Below are 20498 nucleotides of genomic sequence, written 5' to 3'. Positions count from 1 at the left end.
GGATCGAGGCATCGCCGACCTGCCTGGAAGCGCCCTGACATGACCCGTATCCATCCCACCGCCATCGTCGACCCCAAGGCCGAGCTGGCGGCCGATGTCGTCGTCGGCCCCTATGCCCTGATCGGCCCCAATGTACGCATCGGCGCCGGCTGCGAAGTCGGCCCCCACGTGGTGATCGACGGCGTGACCGAGATCGGCGCGCGCAATCGCTTCCACCCGTTCGGCAACATCGGCTGCGCCCCGCAGGACAAGAAATACCACGGCGAACCGACCCGGCTCGAGATCGGCGAAGGCAATACCTTCTTCCAGTCCGTCACCGTGTCCGTCGGCACCGTCCAGGACCAGGGCGTCACCCGCATCGGTGACGACAACTGGTTCATGGCGTACATGCATATCGGCCACGATTGCCAGGTCGGCAGCCACACCACCTTCGCCAACTCGGTTACCCTGGGTGGCCACGTGCACGTGGGCGACTGGGCCGTGCTGGGCGGGCTGGCGGCGATCCACCAGTTCTGCGTCATCGGCGCCCACGCCATGGCCGGCGGCGGCTCGATCATCGTCCAGGACCTGCCAGCCTTCGTGATCTGCGAAGGCAACCGCGCCAGCGCGCGCGGCGTGAATGCCGAGGGCCTGAAGCGGCGCGGTTTCGACGCCACCCAGATCGCGGCGGTGAAGCGCGCCTACAAAACGCTGTACCGCGAAGGGCTGTCCTACGACGACGCACGCGCCCAGATCGAGGCCCGTGCCGCCGAAGAGTCGGCGTTGCAGCCTTTCGTGGATTTCTTCGCCCTGAGCCAGCGCGGCATCATCCGTTGACCCTCCTCGCATGAACAATCGACTGTTTGACGGCCCGGGCGCCGGACCGAAACTGGCCATCGTCGCCGGTGAAGCCTCGGGCGACCTGCTGGGCGCCGACCTGATCCGCGCGGTGCGCGAGCGCATGCCGGACGCCCGTTTCGCCGGCATCGCCGGCCCCAAGATGATGGCCGCCGGCGCGCACTCGGTGGTGCCGATGAGCAAGCTCGCGGTGCGCGGCTACGCCGAGGTGCTCAAGCACCTGCCCGAGCTGCTGGGCATCCGCCGCCGCCTCAAGCGCGCCATCGCCGAAGAGCGCCCCGACCTGGTGATCGGCATCGACGCGCCCGATTTCAACCTGGGCCTGGAGCGCGCCGCACGTTCAGCCGGGCTGACCACCGTGCACTACGTCAGCCCCTCGGTCTGGGCCTGGCGCGCCGAGCGGCTGAAGAAGATCGGCCGCGCCGCGTCCCACGTCCTGTTGTTGTTCCCGTTCGAAGCCGCGATCTATCGCGACGCGGCGATCCCGGCCACCTACGTCGGCCATCCGCTCGCCGACCAGTTTCCGCTGGCGCCGGACCAAAAGGCGATCCGCGAACTGCTGGACGTGCCCGAGAAGGCGCTGGTGTTTGCCTTCCTGCCGGGCAGCCGGGTCAGCGAGCTGGAGATGCACGCCGAGCTGTTCGTGCGTACCGCCAAACTGCTGGCCGAACGCTATCCCCATGCCCAGTTCCTGGTGCCGCTGGTCACCCGCGAGACGCGACGCCTGTTCGAGGACGCCATCTGGCGCCTGGAGGCCCAGCAACTGCCGTTCCGCCTGATGTTCGGCCACGCGCACGAGGCCATGATGGCGTCCGACGCCATCCTGGTCGCCTCCGGCACCGCCGCGCTGGAGGCGATGCTGGCCAAACGCCCGACCGTGGTCACCTATCGCATCAGCGGCTTCACCTATTGGCTGGTCAAGCGCAAGCTCAAGATCCCCTACGTCAGCCTGCCCAACGTGCTGGCCGGCGAGCGCATCGTGCCCGAGCTGTTGCAACACGACGCCACCCCCGAAAAGCTGTCCGCCCAACTGGCGGCCTTCATCGACGACAGCGCCGCCAGCGCCACGCTGGTCGAACGCTTCACCCAATTGCACGAATCGCTACGCTGCGGTGGCGCCGAGCGCGCCGCCGACGCCATCGTCGCCTTGCTGCGGGGCGGCCGATGACCACCGTGCTGCTGTGCGGGGTGGACGAGGCGGGCAGGGGACCGCTGGCCGGCTCGGTGTTCGCGGCCGCCGTGGTGCTGCCCGAAGGACACGGCATCGTCGGGTTGAACGACTCCAAGAAGCTGACCGAACGGCGCCGCGAAGCGCTGTTCCCGCAGATCCAGCAACGTGCGCTGGCCTGGGCCATCGCCGAGGCGAACTGCGCCGAGATCGACGAACTCAACATCCTGCACGCCACCATGCTGGCGATGGAGCGCGCCGTCGCCGCGCTGGCGTTGGTGCCGCACAAGGTGTTGATCGACGGCAACCGCATTCCCAAGGGCCTGACCATCCCTGCCGAGGCCATCGTCGAGGGCGATGCCAAGGTGGAATCGATCTCCGCCGCGTCGATCCTGGCCAAGGTGGCTCGCGACCGCGCGTTGCACGCGCTGGACATCCGCTATCCCGGCTACGGCTTCGCCCGCCACAAGGGCTATCCCACCGCCGAACACCTGGCCGCGCTGGCGCGGCTGGGGCCGTGCCCGGAGCATCGCCGCAGCTTCGGGCCGGTGCGCGCGGCCGGGGCCCAGGCGTCGCTCTGGTAGCAACACTGCGGCCTGCAAGCGCAGCCGCACGTTGTCATGCCGCCCGTCAGAACCTAATATGCCTACGGGCGGCAAAAATTGCCGGTCTCCTCGCGACCCCCGCGACATGATAAGAACCAACCCCCACAGGTAACCCCCAGGCATGTTCGTCATCATCGGCTACGTTTTCATGGTCGCCTGCATTCTTGGTGCCTACGCTTCGGTGGGCGGCCATATCGCGGCGCTCTGGCAACCTGCGGAAATCGTCATCATCTTCGGCGGCGCCATCGGCGCCATGATCGTCAGCTATGGCGGCAAGCCGCTCAAGGCCGTGCTCAAGGCGTTTCCGACCATCTTCAAGGGTTCCAAGTACAACAAGACGTTCTACATGGACCTGTTCGCCCTGATGTTCGAAATCCTGGGCAAGGTGCGCAAGGAAGGCCTGATGTCGATCGAAGGCGACGTCGAGGATCCGCACAACAGCCCGTTGTTCGCCAAGTACCCCAAGATCGCCCATGACCACCACGCGGTCGAGTTCATGACCGACTACCTGCGGCTGATGGTGGGGGGCAACCTGAATGCCTTCGAGATCGAAAATCTGATGGACGTCGAAATCGACGCGCACCATCACGACGCGTCGGTGCCATCCAGCGCCATCACCAACCTCGCCGACGGCCTGCCGGCGTTCGGTATCGTGGCCGCGGTGATGGGCGTGGTGCACACCATGGGCTCGCTGCACCTGCCACCGGCCGAACTGGGTCCGCTGGTCGGCGCCGCGCTGGTCGGTACCTTCATGGGGATTCTGCTGGGCTACGGCTTCGTCGGCCCCATCGCCAAGGTGCTGGAGAGCAAGGCTGCGGACGATCACCAGTTGCTCAGCACCATCAAGGTCACCCTGCTGGCCAGCCTGAACGGCTACGCGCCGCAGGTGGCCGTCGAGTTCGGCCGCAAGGCCCTGTCTTCCGCCGAACGCCCGTCGTTCAAGGAGCTGGAAGACTTCGTCAAGAGCACCAAGGGCAAGTAAGCCCGGCGGCAGAGCAAAATGAGCGACGATTCCCAGCGCCCCATAGTCGTCAAGCGCATCAAGAAGGGTGGTCATGGTCACCACGGCGGCGCATGGAAGATCGCCTACGCCGACTTCGTGACCGCGATGATGGCGTTCTTCCTGCTGATGTGGCTGCTCGGCTCGGTGTCCAAGGGCAACCTCAAGGGCATCTCCGACTACTTCAACAACCCGCTGCGCGTCGCCAGCCAGGGCGGCACCGGCGCCGGCGCGGCCGAATCGCTGATCAAGGGCGGCGGCAAGGATCTGACCCAGGACGAAGGGCAGATGAAGAAGGGCGGCGCCGAGCAGACCGACATCGCGCACGATCGCAAGCGGTTGTCCGAGCTGAAGCGCAAGTTCGAGGCGCTGATGGAGGACAAGGCCAAGCGCAACACCAAACTGGCGCAGTTCAAGAACCAGCTGCGCCTGGACATGGTGGCCGAGGGCCTGCGCATCCAGATCGTCGATGCGCAGAACCGCCCGATGTTCAAGTCCGGCAGCAGCGAGCTGGAGCCCTACGCCCGCGACGTCCTGGACGAAATCGCCCGGCTGCTGAACGACGTGCCCAACTCGGTGTCGCTGTCCGGCCATACCGACGCCCAGCAGTTCGCCGGCGGCCTGCGCGGCTTCAGCAACTGGGAGCTGTCGAGCGAGCGCGCCAATGCCTCGCGGCGCGAACTGGTCAATGGCGGCCTCGACGACAAGAAGGTATTGCGGGTGAACGGCTTCGCCGACGAAGTGCCGCTCGACACCAAGAACATCTACAACCCGATCAACCGCCGCATCAGCATCGTCGTGCTCAATCGCGAGGCGGAACAGGATATCCGCGACCAGGCCGGCATGGGCGACAGCGACGCCACGCCGGCCAGCGCCATCGCCGCGGTCAGGCCGAGCTGATCCCATGTCGCAGATGGCGCGACTGCTGGCGCTGCAAGGCGTCGCCTGCCTGACGGTCTTCGCCGGCTTCGCCCTGCTCGGGCAGCCCATTTCCCGCTGGACCTTCGCCCTGCTGGTCGGCATCGCCGCCGCGCTGGCCGCGCCGCTGCTGCACCAGGGCCGCTGGTGGCGCCCGATCCATTTACTATTCCCGCTGGCCGTGGCGGCCGCCGACATCCTGGCCTGGCCGGCCTGGTACTGGGCGGCGGGGCTGCTGACCCTGCTGCTGCTCTACGGCGGCGTGATCAAGAGCCGGGTGCCGCTCTTCCTCAGCAACGCCCGCACCATGGCGCTGCTTTCCCAGCACATTCCCGCCAACGCGCGTTTCCTCGACCTGGGCGCCGGCACCGGCACCGTGCTGGCCTGGCTGGCCCGGCACCGCCCGGACGTGCACAGCTGTGGCGTCGAGACCGCCTGGCTGCCGTGGCTGATCGGCCGGATGCGCCTGCGCGCGCGCAGCCAGACCCGCTGGGAGCGGCGCGACCTGTTCGAGCAGCCACTGGCCGGGTTCGACGTGGTGTATGCCTACCTGTCGCCGGTGGCCATGCCCGCGCTGTGGGACAAGATCAGCCGCGAACTGCCGCCCGGCGCGCTGTTCGTCAGCAACAGCTTTGCCGTGCCCGACCAGCCGCCGCTGCTGCGGCTGCCGGTGGGCGACTGGAAAGGAAGCGAACTGCTGCTATGGCGACGCTGAACCCCACCCACGACCCGGCCGCGGCGCTGGCGTACTGGCGGGCCCGGCCGTTGCCGCTGATGCAGGCTACCCGCGAAAAGCTGCTGCCGTTCGCGCGACGCGGCGAGCGGGCCAACCCGGCCGACGTGGCGGATATCGTGCTCCAGGATCCGCTGCTGGCGGTCAAGGTGCTGCGCGCCGCCAACCAGCGCATCCGCTCCAGCCTGGCGTCGGACGTGGTGGCGCTGGAATCGGTGGTGCTGCTGTATGGCGTCGCCCCCTTCGTCGAACAGTTCGTGCGCGGCCCCACGGTGGAGGAACTGCTGGACAAGGACCCGCGCCGCCTGCAACGCTTCCGTGCCGAAACGCTGAACGTGCGCTTCGCCACCACCCTGACGCGCGACTACGCCGCGCGCCGCCACGACGCCCGCCCGGACGAAGTCACCGCCGCCGCCTTGCTCTCCGGCATGCCCGCTCTGCTTGCCATCCTGGCCGAAGTCGACAGCGATCCGCCGCCCGGGCCGATGCCGTTCGAACGGCTGCTGGCCGCCTGGCAGACGCCCGATGCCGTGATCGCCTTGTGCCGGGAACGCGGCGAAGCCACCCCGCGCCAGACCATGCAGCACGCCACGCAACGCCTTGCTGGGGCGGTGCGCCAGGGTTGGTGGCAGGACGACGTCACGCATGCGCTCAAGGCCATCGCCCAGGTGCTGCTGCAACCCGACGCCGTGGTGTGGCGCGTATTGGTGAGCCGCATGCTCGAATTCGCGCGCCAGGAAAACTGGCGCGATATCGACTGGCCGCCGGCACGCTGGCTGGCGATGCTGCCCGGCGACTGGCCGCTGCCGCCACCGCCCAAGCCGGCCGCGCCGCCGCGCCCCGATCCGCTGGCGCAGCGGATGCAGGCGCTGCACCTGGCCGGCAAGCAGGGCGCCGCCGCCAACCATATCGTGTCGCTGGCGGTGCACGCGCTGGCCGAGGGCATGCAGATGCGGCGCATCGCGCTAATCCTGATCAGCCAGGACGGCAAGTCGCTGCGTGTGCGTTTCACTCTGGGCGTGGCCGACGATGATCCGCTGCAACGCTTCGCGCTCGGGCTGGAGGCGCCGACCCTGTTCGCCCAGCTGATGCAGAAGCCGCAATGCGTCTGGCTGCAAGGCGAGCGGCGCGAAAGTTGGGCCGCCTTGCTGCCGGCCGCGCTGACCGAGCAGATCGGCCCGGACGATTTCTGTGCCATGTCACTCTTTGTCCACGACAAGCCGCTGGGCATGCTGTTCGCCGACCGGGGCGACGATGCGCCATTGTCGGAAGCCGATTACCAGTCATTGCGCCGCATCTGCCAGTTGACCTGCAAGGCGCTGGCGGAAAGCGCACCGCGCTGAGCGCGGCCGGCCCGGTCTACGCTGATTTCGCGCCAACGGTTACACTGCGCCCGCCGATCACCGATTCCGCCGCGCATGGAAATCATCCAGTCCCGCCACAATCCGCTGTTCAAGCAGCTGCACAAGCTGTCCACCCAGCGCCGCGAGCGCCTGAAGACGCATCAGACGCTGCTCGACGGCCCCCATCTGCTCGCCAGCGCGCTGGATGCCGGCTGGCGTCCGGAGCGGCTGCTGGTCACTCCGCAGGGTCTGACCTCGCCCGAGATCGCCACGCTGGTGCAGCGCGCGGGCCTGCCACCCACGCCCATCGATCCGGCGCTGTTCGCCGAGCTGTCCGAACTGCCGAGCCCCACCGGCATCCTCGCGCTGACCACCTGGCCGGCGGCGGCTGCGCCGCGTCGCGACGGGCTGTGCCTGTTGCTCGACGGCGTGCAGGATCCGGGCAATGTCGGCACCATCCTGCGCACCGCGGCGGCGGCGGGGGTGCAGCAGGTGCTGCTGTCGCCGGGCTGCGCCGACGTCTGGTCGCCCAAGGTGCTGCGCGCCGGCATGGGCGCGCATTTCCTGCTCGACCTGATCGAGCGCGCCGACCTGCCGGCGTTCGCCGACGCATTCCATGGCGTCGTCGCCGCCACCTTGCTCGATGGCGCGGTCGATCTGCACCAGGCCACGCTGACCGGCGACCTGGCGCTGGCGCTGGGCGCCGAGGGGCAGGGCGTCTCGCCCGAATTGGCGGCGCGGGCACGGTTGCGGCTGCGTATTCCGATGGCGCCGGGGGTCGAATCGCTCAACGTCGGCGCCGCGGCGGCGATCTGCCTGTACGAGCGGGTGCGCCAGCACGGTGGCGTGTTCCCCGCGCGCGACTGAGCCGCGCTTCCGTACCTTGCCGGAGCGCGGGGTTTGGACAAATTCTGAATGTGTTTCCAACCGCTATAATCCGGCGACCTTTCCAAGGAACCCCCATGAACGATGGCGTGCATTTCCAGTCGCGCCTGCCGCTGGCGTGGCAGACCGACTCCAGCCAGTCCCCCTTCGAGGCGGCGCGCTTTCTCGACGTGCTGGGCGCGATCGAACACCTGGGCGATGATGTGCCCGACCCGCGCGACGCCAAGCTCGACCTGCAACTGGTGTGGCTGGCGCGACTGCTGACCCCGGCGCTGCCGCCCAGTGTCGAAGTGCGCATCGGCATCGAGCATGCGGTGTGGTTCCAGCAGCAGGCGCTGCCCGTGGGTACGTGCGGCTGGGTGGGCTTCAGCCCCAGCGCCACCTTGCCCTTTTTGTTGACGCTGCCGGCCCAGGTCATCGCCTGCGACGCCGCCAATGGCGGGCATCGTGTCGCGGCGCGCTGGGTCATCGACGACCTGGGGCTGCGCGAAGCATTCGAGCGCATGGTGTTCCGCCATCACCGCGAGCAGATCCGCCGCAAGCGCGAGGCCAGCCTATGAACTGGCTGGCGCAGATGATGCCGCCGGCCTGGCGCGAACTGGCCGGCGACGCCCTCGACAGTCCTTCGTTTGCCGGACTTGCGGCATTCCTGGTGGCCGAGCTGGCCGCCGGCAAGACCGTGTATCCTGCCCGGGAAAACTGGTTCGCCGCGCTGGAAGCGGTGGCGCCGGACGACGTCAAGGTGGTCGTCCTCGGCCAGGACCCGTATCACGGCGCCGGTGAGGCGCACGGCCTGAGTTTCTCGGTCCCCCGCGGCGTGCGCACGCCGCCCAGCCTGCGCAACATCTGGCAGGAACTGGCGCGCGACTACGGCTACACCCCGCCGCAGCACGGACAGTTGACCGAGTGGGCGGAGCAGGGCGTGCTGCTGCTCAACAGCGTGCTCACCGTCGAGGCCGACCGCGCCGGCGCTCACGCCAAGCGGGGCTGGGAGGTGCTCACCGACCGGCTGATCGCCGAACTGGCGCGGCGGCGGGAAGGGCTGGTGTTCCTGCTGTGGGGCGCCTACGCGCAGAAGAAGGCCGCGCTGATCGACCCGGCGCACCACTGCGTGCTCAGCTCGCCTCATCCTTCGCCGCTATCGGCGCATCGCGGCTTCATCGGCAATGGCCACTTCCGCGCGGCCAACAATTATCTGCAATCCATCGGCAAGACACCGATCCATTGGGAAATCCGTTCGTGAATCTGTTGACATTCGATATCGGCGGCACGCACATCAAGTATGGCTTCGTCTCCGATACCGGGGTGGTGGGCGACACCTGGGTCGCCGACACCGAGGGCAAGCGCGGCGCCGAGTTCGTGCTCAACCGCCTGCTGGAACTGGCGGCGCCGCTGGTCGAGGCGCGCCGGCCCGACGGTATCGCCGTCAGCTCGCTGGGCCTGATCGATCCGCTCACCGGCTTCGTCACCGCCGCCGCCGAGGCCATTCCCGACTACGTCGGCACCTCGCCGCTGCAAGTGCTGGCCGACGCCTTCAACCTGCCGGTGGCGGTGGAGAACGACGTCAACTGCGTGGCGCTGGCCGAGGGCTGGCGCGGCGCCGCGCAAGGCGTCGGCAACTACATCGCACTGACGGTCGGCACCGGCATCGGCGGTGGCATCGTCATCGACCACCGGCTGTACCGCGGCCATCGCGCCGCCGCCGGCGAATGGGGCTACATGCGCATCGCCGACAAGCTGTGGGAGGACCACGCCTCGATGCGCGGGCTGATCGACGCCGCGCGCGCCGCCACCGGCCAGACGCTGGACGGCCGCGCCATCTTCGCCGCCCACGACGGCGGCGACCCGGTGCTGCGCCAGGTGGTGGACGACTGGCTGACCCTGCTCGCCACCGGCATCGCCAACCTGATCTACGCCCTGAATCCGCAGCGGGTGGTGATCGGCGGCGGCATCGCCAGCCGGGGCCAGCGCTTCCACGACGAAATCGAAAGCCGCATCAACGAGTGCCTGTTGCCCGATTTTCGCGACATGAGCGAAATCGCGCTGGCCACCGCGGGCAACCACGCCGGCATGATCGGCGCCGTCCGCAACTGGCTCACCGCCAAACGTCTGTTCTGATCCTCGCCGCCGGCGGCCACCGCCGGCGCTGCGTCCAGCGACGCAGTCCCATACCTAAACAAACCGTCGACAGCGGGAGGGAAAAGCCATGAAGATCCTGTTCAATCACCTCGGTTTCGAGCCGGGCGGCGCCAAGCAGGCGCTGCTCGAGGCACCGGCCGGCCTTGCCGCCGGCGGCTTCTCGGTCTACCGCGCCGACACCCGCGAGCGGGTCGCGCACGGCCAGCTGGAGGCTCTGGGCCAGGTGGCGCGCTGGAGCGCGCCCGGCGCCGCGCCGTGGCACTACTGGCGGGCCGACTTCTCGGCGCTGGACGACGAGGGCGAATACTTCCTGGCGATCGACGACGTGACGCCGCCGTTGCTGTCGCACACCTTCGCCATCCGGCCGGGGCTGTTCGGCGACCTGCTGCTGTCGGACATCCTGCATTACATCAAGGGCCAGCGTTGCACCGGCATCTTCGACCTGGCCGACCGCTCGCGCGCCAAGTGGGGCAGCGACGAGCGCCGCGACGTGCACGGCGGCTGGTACGACGCCTCGGGCGATTGCTCCAAGTACCTGAGCCACCTGTCGTTCGCCCAGTTCATGAACCCGCAGCAGACGCCGCAGGTGGTGTGGAACCTGATCGACGGCTGGAGCCGCCTCACCGCCACGCCGCGCTGGATCAGCGGCCGTTCCATCGACACCATCGACGTCAAGACCCACGAGGAGGCCATCGCCTTCGCCTCGCGCTGGTTCAACGAGCGGCTGGTGGACGAAGCCCTGCACGGCGCCGATTACCTGGTGCGGATGCAGGATCCGGCCGGCTACTTCTACATGACGGTGTTCGACCAGTGGTCCAAGGACCCGAACCGGCGCGACATCTGCGAATACAAGACCCAGAAGGGCGAGAAGTACGCCACGTATCAGGCGGCCTACCGCCAGGGCGGCGGTGTCGCCATCGCCGCGCTGGCCCGCGCCTCGACGCTGCCGCGCGACGGCGAAGGCCATACCCGCGCCGACTACCTGAACGCCGCGCGCACCGGCTTCGCCCACCTGCAGGCGCACAACCGCGAATACCTGGAAGACGGCGTCGAGAACATCATCGACGACTACTGCGCGCTGCTGGCCGCGGTGGAACTGCTGGGGGGGACCGGCGAGGGCGACTACGCCGACGCCGCGGCGCGCCGCGTGCTGGCGCTGCTGGAACGCCAGCAGCCCGAAGGCTGGTTCCGCGCCGACGACACCGGCGAGCGCAGCTACTTCCATGCCGCCGAGGCCGGTCTGCCGTTCCTGGCGTTGACGCGCTTCCTGGACGTGGCGCCCGACCATCCGCTGGCCGGCCGGGTGCGCCAGGCGCTGCGCCAGGCGTTCGAATACGAACTGGCGATCTCCGGCGAAGTGAACAACCCGTTCGGCTATCCGCGCCAGTACGTGAAGCAGCACGGCAAGGCCGGCAAGACCCAGTTCTTCATCCCGCACGACAACGAATCGGGCTACTGGTGGCAGGGCGAGAACGCGCGCCTGGGTTCGGTCGCCGCCGCCTACCGGCGTGGCGCCCAGCTGTTCGCCGCCGAGCCGGAATTCGCCGCCCGCCTGACCGCGCATGCCCAGCACGCGCTGGACTGGGTGCTGGGCGCCAATCCGTTCGACGCCTGCATGCTGCAAGGCTGGGGTCGCAACAACCCGCGTTACGAGCCCGGCTACTTCAACGCGCCCGGCGGCGTGTGCAACGGCATCACCGGCGGCTTCGACGACGACCAGAACATCGACTTCCGCCCGGCCGAAGTGGCGACCATGGCGCACAGCTGGCGCTGGACCGAACAGTGGATGCCGCATGGCGCGTGGCTGTTCCTGGCGTTGTGCATCCGGCTGGCGGAATGATGATGTGAGGTGTGAGGTGTGAGGTGTGAGGTGTGAGGTGTGAGGTGTAAAGGCAACGTCAAAACCAGGTCGTTGCTTTTGACGTTACCCTTCACACCTCACTCCTCACACCTCACCCGCCGTTATACTGATGGCCTTTCCGGTGCCACCGCGCCCGCGTTTCCGTCATCCATCAAGGCTTCCCACCATGACCATCATCGTCACCGGCGCCGCCGGGTTCATCGGTTCCAACCTCGTGCGCGCGCTCAATGCCCGGGGCGAGACCGACATCGTCGCGGTCGACAACCTCACCCGCGGCGACAAGTACCGCAATCTGGCCGACTGCCAGATCGCCCACTACCTGGACAAGGAAGACTTCATCGAGGAACTGGCCAGCGGTGGCTTCGACGGCGAGGTCAGCGCCATCCTGCACCAGGGCGCGTGCTCCGACACCATGGAGCACAACGGCAAGTACATGATGGACAACAACTACCAGTACACCCTGGCGTTGTTCGAATGGTGCCAGGCCGAGGAAGTGCAGTTCCTCTATGCCTCCAGCGCCGCCACCTACGGCGCGGGCGGCAAGGGTTTTTACGAAGACCCGGAGTGCGAGGCACCGCTGAACGTGTACGGCTATTCCAAGCTGTTGTTCGACCAGGTGCTGCGCCGCCGCATCGACAGCGGCCAGATCACCGCCCAGGTGGCCGGCTTCCGCTATTTCAACGTCTACGGCCCGCGCGAATGGCACAAGGGGCGCATGGCGTCGGTGGCGTTCCATCATTTCAACCAGTACCGCGAATCGGGCAAGGTCAAGCTGTTCGGCGAATACGGCGGCTATCCGGCCGGCGGCCACACCCGCGACTTCGTCTCGGTGGAGGACGTGGTCAAGGTCAACCTGTGGTTCCTCGACAACCCCGAGGTCTGCGGCATCTACAACGTCGGCTCCGGTCGTGCCCAGCCGTTCAACGACGTGGCGGTGGCCGCCGTCAACGCCTGTCGTGCCCACGACGGTCTGCCGCCGCTGAGTCTGGCCGAGCTGGTGGCGCAGGGCATCCTGGAATACACCGAGTTCCCCGACGCGCTGCGCGGCAAGTACCAGTGCTTCACCGAGGCCGACCTGACGCTGCTGCGCGAGGCCGGCTACGACGCGCCGTTCTACTCGGTGGAGGAAGGCGTGCAGCGCTACGTGGATGCCTTGCTGGCGGGCTGATCCGCCCGGCGTCGCCTGTTGCGCAACCGGCCCGCTGGGCCGGTTTCATTTTGCGCGCTACACATAATCCCCACCTTGCCTGCCTCGAAGGATCGGCTACTTTGTAGTACGTCCAGCCACTGGACCTACAAACGGAGAACCCGATGAAACGAATCCTGCTCGCCACCTTGCTCGCCGCTGGCCTGGCCGCGCCGCTGTGGGCCGCCGACGATCCCATCTTCCTGTTCGAGAAGAGCGAGAAGGTACGGGTCCAGATCGTCAGCGTCGACCACGACCGTCGCGTGCTGACCGTGCGCCAGCCCGACGGCGAGACTGCCGAATTCGCGGTGTCGCCCGCGGTGCGCAACTTCGACCAGCTCAAGGAAGGCGACATTGCCGCGGTGGTGCTGGATCGCGCGCTGGCGTTCGACGTGGTCAAGGGCGGCAATGCGCCCGCGCAGATCAAGACCGAGGAAGGCGTGGGGCGCAACGCCGAGGGCGAGAAGCCCGGCGCCACCTGGGAAACCACCAAAACCATCACCGCCGACGTGCTGGCGGTGAACAAGGACAAGGGCTTGGTCAAGCTGCGCGGCCCCAAGGGCCGGGTGCTGGAGATGCAGGTGCGCGACGCGGCGCGTCTGAACGACATCGCGATCGGCGATCAGGTGCAGGTGCGCTACAAGCAGGCGCTGGCCATGTGGGTGGAACAAGCGGCACAGTAACTGCTGCGATGAACGACGCCGACGCAAGTCGGCGTTTTTTTATGGCGCGGCCGCCCGGGCTCTGCCGGTTGCCCGCCGCGCGACGCTGCCAGGAGGGCCTTGTTGGCCGCTCCAAGGAGGAATCATGCAGGCAGTACGGATATACCTATATGGCGGCCGCGAGGTGTTGCGGCTGGAGGACGCGCCGATGCCCACGCCGACGGGCGACGACGTGCTGGTGCGGGTGGTCGCGGCCGGCGTCAATCCGGTGGACTGGAAAATCCGCGAAGGCTATCTGAAGGCCATGTTGCCGCATGCGTTGCCATTGACGCTGGGCTGGGATCTGTCCGGCGTGGTGGCCGCGCTGGGGCCGCAGGCGAGCGGCTTCAAGGTGGGCGATGCGGTCTACAGCCGGCCGGACATCGCGCGCGACGGCAGCTACGCCGAATACATCGTGGTGCGCGCGGGCGAGCTGGCGCCCAAGCCGGCGACCATCGCGCACGCCACCGCGGCATCGCTGCCGCTGGCCGGCATCACCGCCTGGGAAGCCATCGTGGGCCAGGGGCGGGTGACGGCGGGCCAGCGGGTGCTGGTGCATGCCGGCGCCGGTGGCGTGGGCTCGCTGGCGATCCAGCTCGCCAAATGGCGCGGCGCCCACGTGGTGGCCACGGCGTCCGCCGCCAACCGCGAACTGGTGCTCAGCCTGGGGGCCGACGAGGTGATTGACTACCGCGCGACGTCGTTCGAGCAGGCGGTGGGCGAGCTGGACCTGGTGTTCGACACGATGGGTGGCGAGGTGCAGGAACGCTCCTGGCAGACGCTGAAGCCGGGCGGACTGCTGGTTTCCATCGTCAGCCCGCCCGCCGAAGCACGCGACGGCCGTCGCGGCGCCTTCATCTTCATCGGGCCGGATGCGGCGGTGCTGCGCGAGCTGGGTGCCTTGGTCGATCGCGGCGTGCTGCGGCCGGTGGTCGGCGCCGAATTCGCGCTGGCCGACGTGGCGGCCGCGCACGCGCTGAGCGAATCGGGCAGGGCGCGCGGCAAGATCGTGCTGCACGTCGGGCTGCCTTAGCGCGGCCGGCGAAGCCTTTCCGGCGGTCTTCCGGCGTGGGGGCGAATGCCGCGTTCGGTCGGTCCGCTCAGCGCGCCGGGCCGCCGCAGGGTTGCAGATCCAGCGACGGCGCCGGCGCGTCGAATGGCTCGCTGGCGATCTGGGCGGCGCGCAGATGATGGCGGCGGCGGAATTCGGCCGGGGTGCAGCCACGCTGCCGTGCGAACAGGCGGTAGAAGTGGCCGGGGTTGGCGAAGCCGCTGTGCTCGGCCACCAGCTGGATCGGCAGATCGCTGCTCACCAGCAAGTGGCAGGCATGGCCCAGGCGCAATTGCTGCAACACTTCGGTCACGCTGCTGAACAGCCCTTCGCGGAACAGGCGTTTCAGCGTGGCGGGGCTCGTGGCGGCGACGCGCGCCACGTCGTCGATGGCGACCGGCTCGCGGTAATGCGCGTGCAGATGATCGAGCGCGGCGCGCAGGCGAGGGTCCTCCCGTACTTCGCCATGGCCGCCGCCCAGTCGCCGCGCCGCGCCGTCGCGCGCCAGCGCGTCGAAGATCTCGAACAGGCAGGCCAGCCGCAGCATGCCCCGGCTGGTGTGCAGACGCTGGAACAACGGCAGCACCTGCGCCACGCACGCCGGGCTGAACACCACGCCGTCGCGCGCGCTGTCCAGCCAGGCGCGAAAGCCGGCCAGTTCGGGCAGGCCGTGGCTGCTCAGGCCGCGCAACCATTCCTCGGTGAAGTACACCACCTGCACCCGCTGCAAGCCACCGTCGGAGCGCGGCGTGGCGTGCCAGGTATGCGCCTGGCCGGGGCCGACCAGGGCGAGGTCGGCTTCGCCGAACGGCGCCACGTCGCCGCCGAGATAGCGCAGGCCCTCGGCGCCCAGGGTGAGGGTCAGCTCGAATTCGGGGTGGTAGTGCCACAGGAAGGGCACCCGTTCCGCGTCAAGCGCGATGTAGTGCCAATCCTGGCCGAAGGTGCGCCCCACCAGCTCTCTTGTCAGCATTCGGATCAATCCGAAAAACAAAATCTGAGCCAATTGTAGAGAAACATGATCCATCCGGGCACATCGGCCAGCCCGGCGGGCGCTAGAGTAAGAGCGACTGACAAAACCTTCCTGGCGATGTCGCGCGGGGGGCGCCGAGCTGAACTTGCCGTACGCCTTGCACCGTGTGCGACCGAAGGAAGTCCGGTTGACCGCCTTTCAGGACGTTTCGCGCTTCTTGCCAGGGCCGCTACGCTGGGTTTTGTCAGTCGCTCTACAGGCGTGCCGACAAGCGCTTTTTCCGGAAACAGCACTTCATCGGCCATACAAGAATGAACACGGACTGGAGCCACTTATGCAGGAACATTTCGCCGCCGCCCTGTTGTTCGACATGGACGGCACCCTCGTCGATTCCACCGGCGCCGTGGAAAGCCTTTGGGGGGTCTGGTGCGAGCGCCACGGCATCGATCTGCTGGAAGTGATCCGCGTCTGCCACGGCACCCGCACCGAGGACACGGTGCGGCTGGTCGCGCCGCACCTGGACGCCGTGACGGAGACCGCGTGGCTGGAAGAGCTGGAGGCCACCATCACCGAAGGCCAGCGCCCGGTGGACGGCGCGGCGGAACTGCTGGCCGGGCTGCCGCAAGAACGCTGGGCGGTCGTCACCTCGGCGGCGCTGCCGGTGGCGCGGATGCGCTTCGACTATTGCCGGCTGCCGTTGCCCGAAGTGCTGATCACCGCCGAAGTGGTGCGGCACGGTAAGCCGGCGCCCGATCCGTATCTGCTGGCGGCCGAGCGGCTGGGCGTGCCGGCCAAGGACTGCATCGTGTTCGAGGATGCGCCGGCCGGGCTGGCCGCGGCGCTGGCGGCCGGGTGCCGCGTGGTGCTGGTGGGCAATCACGTGCCGGCCGCGCCTGGGGTGATCGGCCGTATCGCCGACTACCGCGAGGTGCGGGTCGAGGCGGCCGGGGGAGGGCTGTCGCTGCGCCTGCCGCCCGGCAGTCAGGTGGAGTGAACGGGGTATAATCGGCGACCCACTGGATACGCCAACATGTACAAATACCTCGAAGATTTTGTCGGCAATACCCCGCTGGTGCGGCTGAAACGGCTGCCCGGCGACACCAGCAACGTCGTGCTGGTCAAGCTCGAAGGCAACAACCCCGCGGGGTCGGTCAAGGACCGGCCGGCGCTGTCGATGATCCGCCACGCCGAGGCGCGCGGCACCATCCGCCCCGGCGACACCCTGATCGAGGCCACCAGCGGCAACACCGGCATCGCGCTGGCGATGGCCGCGGCGATGATGGGCTACCGCATGGTGCTGATCATGCCGCGCAATTCCAGCCTGGAACGGGTGCAGACCATGAAGGCCTACGGCGCCGAGGTGATCCTGGTGGACGGCATGGAGATCGCCCGCGATCTGGCCGACAGCATGGTCGCCGAAGGCAAGGGCATCGTGCTCGACCAGTTCGCCAACCCGGACAACCCGCTGGCGCACTACCAAACCACCGGGCCCGAGATCTGGCGCGACACCGCGGGGAGCATCACCCACTTCGTGTCGTCGATGGGTACCACCGGCACCATCATGGGCACCGGCCGCTACCTGAAGGAAACGAACCCGGCGATCCAGATCGTCGGTGTGCAGCCGCGCGACGGCGCGGCGATCCCCGGCATCCGCAAGTGGCCGGCCGAGTACGTGCCGGCGATCTGCGACTTTTCGAAGATCGACCGGATCATGGAAGTGGGACAGCCCGACGCCGAGGAGATGGCGCGGCGGCTGGCCCGGGAAGAGGGCATCTTCGCCGGCATCTCGTCGGGCGGCGCGCTGGTCGCGGCGCTGCAATTGTCGGCGCAACTGGAAAACGCGGTGATCGTGTCGGTGGTCTGCGATCGCGGCGACCGTTATCTGTCGACCGGGGTGTTCCCGGTCTGAGACAACAGCGGCTGACAAAACCCAGCGAAGCGGTCCTGGCAAGAAGCGCGAAACGCAGACAGTACGGGTTCGCGCGACGCAGCCAGGAGGGTTTTGTCGGCAGCTCTAAAGGAGGCCAGGATGGATATCGTCGACATCGTCGGACTGTTCGCCGGCGTCTGCACCACGTTCGCATTCGTGCCCCAGGTATGGATGGTCTGGCGCACCCGCTCGGCACGGGACATCTCGCTGGGCATGTACCTCATCTTTGTCAGCGGCATTGCGCTGTGGCTGGCCTACGGCCTGATGGCCCATGCCATGCCGGTTGTGGTCGCCAACAGCGTCACCCTGGTGCTCGCCGGCTCGGTGCTGGCGATGAAGCTGCGCTTCGACGCGCGCGCCCGCCACGCCGGTTCGCCGACATGACGCCGGTCGACCTGCATTGCCACTCCACCGTGTCGGACGGCCTGCTGCCACCGCGCGAGGTGGTGCGACTGGCGGCCGGGCGCGGCTGCCGCCTGCTGGCGCTGACCGACCACGATGAGCTGGGTGGCCTGGCCGACGCGGCCGACGAGGCCGCGCAGCACGGCGTGCGCTTCGTCAATGGCGTCGAGGTGTCGGTCAGCTGGGGCAAGCACACGCTGCACATCGTCGGCCTGGGCTTCGACGCGGCCAACGAGACCCTGCGCGAAGGGCTGGCCGGCGTGCGCGCCGGACGCGATGCGCGCGCCGTGGCCATGAGCGATTCGCTGGCGCGTGCCGGGATCCCCGATGTGCTGGAAGGCGCGCGCCGCCATGCCGACAACCCCGAGATCATCAGCCGGGCGCACTTTGCGCGGCATCTGGTCGAGCGCGGCCTGGCCAAGGATGTGAAAAGCGTGTTCAAGAAATACCTGGTGCGCGGCAAGCCCGGCTTCGTCGAGCACGAGTGGGCGCGCCTGCACGACGCCATCGCCTGGATCCGCGGCGCGGGCGGCGTGGCGGTGCTGGCGCATCCGGCACGCTACGAGATCGGCAACGAAACCATGCGCGTGCTGCTCACCGAGTTCCGCCGCCTGGGCGGCGAAGGCATCGAGGTGGTGTCGGGCGTGCACGGGGTGCATGAAGTGGCGCGCTTCGGCCGCCTGGCGCAGGAGTTCGGGTTGCTGGCGTCCAGCGGCACCGACTACCACGCCACCGGCGAGGGCGCGCGCGATCCTGGACTCAATCCCGACCTGCCGCTGGGCTGCGAGCCGGTCTGGAGTCGCTGGCTGGAGGCCGCATGACCGAACGACCGCGCGTCACGCTGTATATCGCCACCTCGCTGGACAACCACATCGCCGGCCCCGACGGTGGCCTGGACTGGCTGCCGCCGATCGCCCCGGACGGCGAGGACTACGGCTACGGCGAGTTCTACGCCGGCATCGACGCGCTGGCGATGGGGCGCTCCACCTACACCCAGGTGCTGGACATGGGCGAGTGGCCCTATGCCGGCAAGCCCAGCTACGTGTTCACCCACCGCCCGCTGGATCAGGCCCCGGCCGACGTCGAGGCCGTGACCTGCACCCCCGAGGAACTGTTGCAGACGCTGGCCGGGCGTGGGTTGCGCCACGTGTGGCTGGTCGGTGGGGCGCGGGTGGCGCAGGAGTGGATGGAGGCCGGGCTGATCGACGAATTCATCTTCACCCTGGCGCCGGTGATCCTCGGCAGCGGCATCAGCCTGTTCGCCAGCGTGCCGCCCACCCGACTCAAGCTGCTGTCCAGCCGCGCCTATGCCGACGGGCTGGTGCAACTGCATTACCAGCGACGTGCCTGAAGCGGCCAGGCACGGGCGCCGGTCCGGCCGGGGCGACCCGTTCGCAACAGCGGCGGGCACGCGGCATTTCTTGCAGACCCTTTCCGGGTAGTAAACTGTCGCCATGTCCCAATTCTTCTCGATCCATCCCGAAAACCCCCAGCTGCGCCTCGTCAAACAAGCGGTCGACATCATCCGCAAGGGCGGGCTGGTGGTTTATCCCACCGACTCCTGTTACGCGCTGGGTTGCAGCCTGGACAACAAGGACGCGCTCGAGCGCATCCGCCGGGTGCGGCAACTCGACGACCGCCACCACTTCACGCTGGCCTGCCGCGACCTGTCGCAGCTGGGCAACTATGCGCGGGTGGACAACCAGGCGTTCCGCCGGTTGAAGGCGGCCACGCCGGGCAGTTACACCTTCATCCTGCTGGCGACCAAGGAAGTGCCGCGCCGGGTCTGGCATCCCAAGAAGCAGACCATCGGCCTGCGCGTACCCGACCACCCGGTGGCACTGGCGCTGCTGGAGGAACTGGGCGAGCCGCTGCTGTCCAGCACGCTGCTGCTGCCGGGCGAGGATTACCCGCTCACCGACGCCTGGGAGATCCGCGACCGGCTGGAGCACGACGTGGACCTGGTCATCGAAGGCGGCTTCTGCGGCCTGGAGCCCACCACCGTGGTCGACCTGTCCGGCGACGGGCCGGCGATCCTGCGCCAGGGCAAGGGCGACGCCGCCATCTTCGGCCTGTGACGCGCCGCGCGCGCCCATTCCACCCCGACGAGACCCCATGGAATTCAACCTGATCCAGCAGATCGCGATCTGGACCTTGCCGGTCCTGTTCGCCATCACCCTGCACGAAGCCGCCCACGCCTACGCGGCCAAGCATTTCGGCGACCCCACCGCCTTCCTGATGGGGCGGATGACGCTCAACCCGCTCAAGCACATCGATCCCATCGGCACCATCCTGCTGCCGCTGCTGTGCCTGCTGCTGCCCGGCGGTTTTCTGTTCGGCTGGGCCAAGCCGGTGCCGGTGAATTTCGGCGGCTTGCGCAACCCGCGCGCCAACGGTCGCTGGGTGGCCGCCGCCGGGCCGCTGGCCAATCTGGCGATGGCCATCGGCTGGGTGCTGATGCTGCGGCTGGCGCTGAGCCTGGAGGGCAACTACTTCCAGGCGCCGCTGTACTACATGGCGCAGGCCGGCATCAACATCAACGTGGTGCTGATGGTGTTGAACCTGCTGCCGATCCCGCCCCTCGACGGCGGGCGCATCCTGGTGTTCAGTCTGCCGCGCGATGCCGCGCTGGCAGTGTCGCGCATCGAGCCCTACGGCATGATCATCCTGGTGGTGCTCTTGGCAACCGGGGTGCTGGGCGGCATCATGCAGCCGTTGATGGGGCTGGTCACCGGTTTCCTGTCTCTGTTTGTGTAAATTCAAACA

At 68.3% G+C, this 20498-nt stretch carries 23 protein-coding genes; 22 read left to right on the top strand and 1 reads right to left on the bottom strand.

Features of this window, described 5'->3' with window-relative positions; genetic code table 11:
* Positions 1 to 39 precede the first annotated feature (39 nt).
* The 15 genes from lpxA (at position 40) to C556_RS0106800 (ending at position 14409) form a co-directional block, all read left to right on the top strand.
* Positions 40 to 816: an acyl-ACP--UDP-N-acetylglucosamine O-acyltransferase gene (gene lpxA / locus C556_RS0106870; RefSeq protein ID WP_018747501.1), complete on the top strand. Its 777-nt coding sequence runs from the start codon at positions 40 to 42 to the stop codon at positions 814 to 816.
* Between the two features lie 10 nt (positions 817 to 826).
* Positions 827 to 2005 carry a lipid-A-disaccharide synthase gene (gene lpxB / locus C556_RS0106865; protein ID WP_018747500.1) on the top strand — a complete coding sequence of 393 codons (1179 nt, stop codon included), beginning with the start codon at positions 827 to 829 and terminating at the stop codon, positions 2003 to 2005.
* Entirely contained in the window at positions 2002 to 2589 is a 588-nt protein-coding gene (rnhB, locus tag C556_RS0106860; RefSeq protein WP_018747499.1) for a ribonuclease HII, read from the top strand. The genes lpxB and rnhB overlap by 4 nt, the downstream gene beginning before the upstream one ends.
* 142 nt (positions 2590 to 2731) lie before the next feature.
* Entirely contained in the window at positions 2732 to 3592 is an 861-nt protein-coding gene (gene motA / locus C556_RS0106855) for a flagellar motor stator protein MotA (protein ID WP_018747498.1), read from the top strand.
* 18 nt (positions 3593 to 3610) lie between these two features.
* Complete coding sequence (gene motB / locus C556_RS0106850) at positions 3611 to 4510, top strand: flagellar motor protein MotB (protein ID WP_018747497.1); 900 nt, start codon at positions 3611 to 3613, stop codon at positions 4508 to 4510.
* A gap of 4 nt (positions 4511 to 4514) precedes the next feature.
* The gene (locus tag C556_RS0106845) at positions 4515 to 5243 is read left to right on the top strand and encodes a class I SAM-dependent methyltransferase (RefSeq protein ID WP_018747496.1); all 729 of its coding nucleotides are present in this window, start codon (positions 4515 to 4517) and stop codon (positions 5241 to 5243) included.
* Positions 5231 to 6604: a GAF domain-containing protein gene (locus C556_RS0106840; RefSeq protein ID WP_018747495.1), complete on the top strand. Its 1374-nt coding sequence runs from the start codon at positions 5231 to 5233 to the stop codon at positions 6602 to 6604. The genes C556_RS0106845 and C556_RS0106840 overlap by 13 nt, the downstream gene beginning before the upstream one ends.
* 75 nt (positions 6605 to 6679) lie before the next feature.
* Positions 6680 to 7471: a TrmH family RNA methyltransferase gene (locus tag C556_RS0106835; RefSeq protein ID WP_018747494.1), complete on the top strand. Its 792-nt coding sequence runs from the start codon at positions 6680 to 6682 to the stop codon at positions 7469 to 7471.
* 95 nt (positions 7472 to 7566) lie between these two features.
* Positions 7567 to 8049 (top strand): PilZ domain-containing protein, encoded by a 483-nt coding sequence (locus C556_RS21560; RefSeq protein ID WP_018747493.1) that lies wholly within the window; start codon positions 7567 to 7569, stop codon positions 8047 to 8049.
* Entirely contained in the window at positions 8046 to 8732 is a 687-nt protein-coding gene (locus tag C556_RS0106825; RefSeq protein ID WP_018747492.1) for a uracil-DNA glycosylase, read from the top strand. Before C556_RS21560 ends, C556_RS0106825 begins: the two co-directional genes overlap by 4 nt.
* Positions 8729 to 9607: an ROK family protein gene (locus C556_RS0106820; RefSeq protein ID WP_018747491.1), complete on the top strand. Its 879-nt coding sequence runs from the start codon at positions 8729 to 8731 to the stop codon at positions 9605 to 9607. Before C556_RS0106825 ends, C556_RS0106820 begins: the two co-directional genes overlap by 4 nt.
* An 88-nt stretch (positions 9608 to 9695) precedes the next feature.
* A complete protein-coding gene (locus tag C556_RS0106815; RefSeq protein WP_018747490.1) occupies positions 9696 to 11468 on the top strand; it encodes a glycoside hydrolase family 9 protein in 1773 nt (590 codons plus the stop codon).
* A gap of 187 nt (positions 11469 to 11655) precedes the next feature.
* Positions 11656 to 12657 (top strand): ADP-glyceromanno-heptose 6-epimerase, encoded by a 1002-nt coding sequence (rfaD, locus tag C556_RS0106810; protein WP_018747489.1) that lies wholly within the window; start codon positions 11656 to 11658, stop codon positions 12655 to 12657.
* A gap of 143 nt (positions 12658 to 12800) precedes the next feature.
* Positions 12801 to 13358 carry a hypothetical protein gene (locus C556_RS19670; RefSeq protein WP_018747488.1) on the top strand — a complete coding sequence of 186 codons (558 nt, stop codon included), beginning with the start codon at positions 12801 to 12803 and terminating at the stop codon, positions 13356 to 13358.
* 124 nt (positions 13359 to 13482) lie between these two features.
* Positions 13483 to 14409 carry an NADP-dependent oxidoreductase gene (locus C556_RS0106800; RefSeq protein WP_018747487.1) on the top strand — a complete coding sequence of 309 codons (927 nt, stop codon included), beginning with the start codon at positions 13483 to 13485 and terminating at the stop codon, positions 14407 to 14409.
* Positions 14410 to 14476: 67 nt separating this feature from the next.
* Here C556_RS0106800 and C556_RS19665 read toward each other — a convergent pair whose 3' ends face one another.
* A complete protein-coding gene (locus tag C556_RS19665; protein WP_040430636.1) occupies positions 14477 to 15400 on the bottom strand; it encodes an AraC family transcriptional regulator in 924 nt (307 codons plus the stop codon).
* Between the two features lie 334 nt (positions 15401 to 15734).
* Here C556_RS19665 and C556_RS0106790 point away from each other — a divergent pair, with 334 nt between their 5' ends.
* The 7 genes from C556_RS0106790 (at position 15735) to C556_RS0106760 (ending at position 20489) form a co-directional block, all read left to right on the top strand.
* Entirely contained in the window at positions 15735 to 16394 is a 660-nt protein-coding gene (locus C556_RS0106790; RefSeq protein WP_018747485.1) for an HAD-IA family hydrolase, read from the top strand.
* Between the two features lie 36 nt (positions 16395 to 16430).
* On the top strand, positions 16431 to 17309 hold the full coding sequence (gene cysM / locus C556_RS0106785; RefSeq protein WP_018747484.1) for a cysteine synthase CysM: 879 nt from the start codon (positions 16431 to 16433) through the stop codon (positions 17307 to 17309).
* Positions 17310 to 17429: 120 nt separating this feature from the next.
* The gene (locus C556_RS0106780; protein WP_018747483.1) at positions 17430 to 17714 is read left to right on the top strand and encodes a SemiSWEET transporter; all 285 of its coding nucleotides are present in this window, start codon (positions 17430 to 17432) and stop codon (positions 17712 to 17714) included.
* The gene (locus C556_RS0106775) at positions 17711 to 18553 is read left to right on the top strand and encodes a 3',5'-nucleoside bisphosphate phosphatase (protein WP_018747482.1); all 843 of its coding nucleotides are present in this window, start codon (positions 17711 to 17713) and stop codon (positions 18551 to 18553) included. The genes C556_RS0106780 and C556_RS0106775 overlap by 4 nt, the downstream gene beginning before the upstream one ends.
* Positions 18550 to 19083, top strand: a complete 534-nt coding sequence (locus tag C556_RS0106770) for a dihydrofolate reductase family protein (RefSeq protein WP_018747481.1) — start codon at positions 18550 to 18552, stop codon at positions 19081 to 19083. Before C556_RS0106775 ends, C556_RS0106770 begins: the two co-directional genes overlap by 4 nt.
* A gap of 103 nt (positions 19084 to 19186) precedes the next feature.
* Positions 19187 to 19810 carry an L-threonylcarbamoyladenylate synthase gene (locus tag C556_RS0106765; RefSeq protein ID WP_018747480.1) on the top strand — a complete coding sequence of 208 codons (624 nt, stop codon included), beginning with the start codon at positions 19187 to 19189 and terminating at the stop codon, positions 19808 to 19810.
* Between the two features lie 37 nt (positions 19811 to 19847).
* Positions 19848 to 20489: a site-2 protease family protein gene (locus tag C556_RS0106760; protein ID WP_018747479.1), complete on the top strand. Its 642-nt coding sequence runs from the start codon at positions 19848 to 19850 to the stop codon at positions 20487 to 20489.
* Positions 20490 to 20498: the final 9 nt, after the last annotated feature.

Source organism: Chitiniphilus shinanonensis DSM 23277 (genome assembly GCF_000374805.1).
GTDB lineage: Bacteria > Pseudomonadota > Gammaproteobacteria > Burkholderiales > Chitinibacteraceae > Chitiniphilus > Chitiniphilus shinanonensis.
Note: the sequence above shows the minus strand (reverse complement) of the source record. Positions and strands in the feature narration are given on the sequence as shown.